The organism is Parvibaculum sp., from assembly GCF_039680535.1.
Taxonomy (GTDB): domain Bacteria; phylum Pseudomonadota; class Alphaproteobacteria; order Parvibaculales; family Parvibaculaceae; genus Parvibaculum.
This window is the reverse complement of the sequence record NZ_JBDKSS010000029.1, coordinates 1-3,682: the sequence shown is the minus strand read 5'-3', so window position 1 is coordinate 3,682 and position 3,682 is coordinate 1. Positions and strand designations below refer to the sequence as shown.

At 61.2% G+C, this 3,682-nt stretch carries 4 protein-coding genes; 3 read left to right on the top strand and 1 reads right to left on the bottom strand.

Annotated elements, in window-relative coordinates; translation table 11 throughout:
* The coding region (locus tag ABFC66_RS16795; RefSeq protein ID WP_346742131.1) for a hypothetical protein at positions 1 to 791 on the bottom strand (791 nt) is incomplete at its 3' end.
* A 313-nt stretch (positions 792 to 1,104) separates the two neighbouring features.
* Here ABFC66_RS16795 and ABFC66_RS16790 point away from each other — a divergent pair.
* The 3 genes from ABFC66_RS16790 to ABFC66_RS16780 form a co-directional block, all read left to right on the top strand.
* Complete coding sequence (locus ABFC66_RS16790; RefSeq protein ID WP_346742130.1) at positions 1,105 to 1,962, top strand: ABC transporter ATP-binding protein; 858 nt, start codon at positions 1,105 to 1,107, stop codon at positions 1,960 to 1,962.
* Positions 1,962 to 2,825, top strand: a complete 864-nt coding sequence (locus ABFC66_RS16785; protein WP_346742129.1) for an ABC transporter permease — start codon at positions 1,962 to 1,964, stop codon at positions 2,823 to 2,825. The genes ABFC66_RS16790 and ABFC66_RS16785 overlap by 1 nt, the downstream gene beginning before the upstream one ends.
* 27 nt (positions 2,826 to 2,852) lie before the next feature.
* The coding region (locus ABFC66_RS16780; protein ID WP_346742128.1) for an aromatic ring-hydroxylating dioxygenase subunit alpha at positions 2,853 to 3,682 on the top strand (830 nt) is incomplete at its 3' end.

Here is a 3,682-nt window from a genome sequence, read left to right as displayed (position 1 = left end):
ACGCGCTCGACGCAATCGACGATATCGCGGCCCCTTCTGATATCGAACAGATAGGGATAATCGGCGCCGAGATTTGCGACCGCTTCCGCGTCGTCGCGCTGCGCCATCACGACCGCGCCGCAATGCGCCGCGACATAGCCCTTCAGAAACGGCTTGAAGCCATCGAAGCTCTGCTTCTCCCGAAAGAGATAATGGCAATTGTAATTTCCAAGCGCCCGCATCCAGCCCGTGTCGTCGTAGCGCGACGCATCCATCACATCGCAGATATCCGTGAAGCGCGTCCGCCAGTCGGTGAACTGGAACCATTTCTTCCTGCGCGGCAATTTCGCATTGGCGGGCGCGCCGATATAGGCGATGCGGAAGCGCTCCATCTGGCCCCGCACCTCCGGTAGCCGCGTATCGACATGATGCGGGATGAAGGCAACCCGCACATCGTTCCCGAACGCCGCCGAGAAGTGATCGCGCTGCGTCAGGGAACTCGCGACGAGCAGCGTCGAGCGCAGCGCCAGCTCCCGAAAATCCTCGCCCATCTTCATGTCGAGTGGATCGAAGATGATTTCGCCGCCCTGCGCCGCAATTTCGTCAAAGCCCGCGACGCCGAAATCGAGCGCGAAACTCTTGGTCACGAAATAAGTGGCATCGGCCGGCCGCGGCAATCCGCGGATGACCGAGGAATTGAAGCCGCGCTGGTGCAATGCCTCGCGAACGAGTTCTTCGAGTTGAATGGCGCGCAGATGGACGGAGCCGAAATGACTCGATTGCGCCCCGATCAGAAAAACAAGCTCACGCATCACCGGCCTGCCCCGCGCATCCGGCATGGATGCTCATGTCGCCATCAGCATGCGTGATGCACGATCCATGTGCAATTTGCTCGATAAGCTTGAAAAACAGGCAGCTTGTCGCCGCTCGATCCAGCCTGCGCTCGGCCATTTTCAGCAAGGATTCCCGGTCTTTTCGGAATAGCGACGTGCGCGCCCTTCATGCCGCACTGCGGCACATGAATTGCAAAACCCCTCTTGTATACATTTTTCTGTGGATCTGCCCGCTTATCAGGCAGCCGGGCAACACGGAAACGATGTCCCGTCGCACGATAGGGGTCTGTGCATGAGCTCGGCGAGTACCGCGATACAAGAACAAGACGACGCACCAGTTGCAGCGACGACGGGACATCCGAGTTCCCGTCCACTCATATCGATCAGATCCGTCGATAAAATCTATCCAAATGGAACCGAGGCATTGCGCAATGTCAGCCTCGAAATTCCCGGCAGACCGCAATTCGTGAGCCTTCTCGGACCGTCCGGCTGCGGCAAGAGCACGCTTCTGCGCATGATCTCCGGCCTCGATCACCACACCGGCGGCGAGATCGAATGGCCAACGATGCCCTACGACTACAGGGGACGCCCGCTCGCGGAAATCGGCTTCGTCTTTCAGGAGCCGACGCTGATGCCCTGGGCCACCGTCTTCGACAATGTCTATCTGCCGCTGCGCCTCAAGCGCCAGAAGCGCGCCAAGGTCCAGGATCAGGTCATGGATGCGCTGCGCATGGTGGGCCTCGAGAAATTCGCAAAGAGCTATCCGCGCGAGCTTTCCGGCGGCATGAAGATGCGCGTCTCCATCGCTCGCGCGCTGGTCACGAAGCCGAAAGTGCTGCTGATGGACGAGCCTTTCGCCGCGCTCGACGAGATCACGCGTCTGAAGCTCAACAACGATCTTCTCTCGGCTTGGGAAAAGCAGAACCTGACGGTCATCTTCGTCACGCATAGCGTTTTCGAGTCCGTCTATCTGTCCGACCGCATCGTCGTCATGGCCGCGCGGCCCGGCCGCGTCATTGCCGATCTGTCGATCGATGCGCCCTACCCCCGCACCGAGGAATTCAGAACCTCGTCGCTCTACAACGAGCATTGCCGCGAGGTTTCCGGCTGGCTGCATCAGGCCATGGCCGGCGTAGAGGACGAACACTGATGAACGCCATGAATGAAATCGATACTCCCGCTGTCCAGTCCAACATGCGGACGGTTGTCACCAAGAGCACCGCGCGGCGTATCGCCGAAAAGACGCTGGAGCAGTTCGCACCCTTCATCTTCGGCTTCTTCCTGCTCGCCTTCTGGGAGATCATGGTCCGCGTCAACGACGTGCCCGTCTATCTGCTCCCCGGGCCGATCCTGATCGCCAAGACGCTCTACACGGATTTCGGCTCGCTCTGGCCGAGCCTCGTCATCACATCGCGCATCACCATCGAGGCTTTCCTGATCGCGGCGGTGGGCGGCCTTCTCCTCGGCATGCTCTTTACGAGCTCGCGCTGGGTCGAGCGCTGCCTCTTTCCCTACGCCGTTGTGCTGCAGGTGACGCCCGTCGTCGCCATCGCACCGCTCATCATCATCTGGGCAAAGGACACGCAGCTCGCGCTGCTCATCTGCGCCTGGCTCGTTGCCTTCTTCCCCGTGGTATCCAACGCCGCGGTGGGCCTGAACAGCACCGACCGCAACCTCATCAACCTCTTCCAGCTCTACGGCGCCAGCAAGCCGCAGGCGATGTGGCTGCTGAAGCTTCCGTCCGCCATGCCCTACTTCCTGGCCGGCCTTCGCATCTCCGGCGGCCTCGCGCTGATCGGCGCGGTCGTCGCGGAGTTCGTCGCCGGTACGGGCGGCACGCAGTCCGGCCTCGCCTATCGCATCCTCGAGGCCGGATACCGGCTGCAGATCCCGCGCATGTTCGCCGCGCTCTTCCTGATTTCGGCGACCGGCATTCTGATCTTCTTCGTTCTTTCCCTGCTGTCGCGTTTCGTTCTTCGCCATTGGCATGAAAGCGCCATGGGCGACCGCTGATCGCCGCCAAGTATCCGAGGCCAAGAAATGCTCGTAACACAGCAACCCGTCCTGCGCCGCTTCTGGTACCCCGTCGTGCCCGCAACCGGCCTTGCCGACAAGCCCCTGCCCTTCACTCTGCTGGGGGAGAACATCGTTCTCTGGCGCGACGCGGAGGGCAAGGCGCAGTGCATCCTCGATCGCTGCTGCCACCGCTCGGCCAAACTTTCCAAGGGCTGGGTGCAGGACGGACGCATCGTCTGCGGCTATCACGGATGGGAATATGACGGCACGGGACAATGCGTGCGCATTCCGCAGATGACGGACCGCGAGACGATGCCCGGCGCGCGCACGCCCGGCTTCAAGGTTCAGGAAAAATACGACTATGTCTGGGTCACTCTTTCCGACGAGCCGCTGGCGGGAATTCCCGACCTGAACGAGGCGGAGAAGCCCGGCTATCGCCAGATTCACGAGTTCTACGAGATCTGGGAATGCGCTGGACTCCGGCTTATGGAGAACTCCTTCGACAATTCGCATTTCAGCTTCGTCCATCGCGCGAGCTTCGGCGATCAGGGGCACCCCGAGCCCGCCAAGCTCGAAATCATGGACACGCCGACCGGCTTCCGCATGCTGACCGAAGTGCCGGTCCGCAACCCTGAGGTTCAGAAGAAGAACCTCGGCATGGAGGATGACTGGACCGTGCGCTACATGGACAGCAACTGGTTCCTGCCCTTTGCCCGCGCGCTCCGCATCACCTATCCCAACGGCCTCTTCCACATGATCTTCACGGCGGCGACGCCCATCGACGACGAGACCTCGATGGTCTGCCAGTTCGTCGTGCGCAACGACACCGAAGCCGATGCTTCCGCCGAAGACAT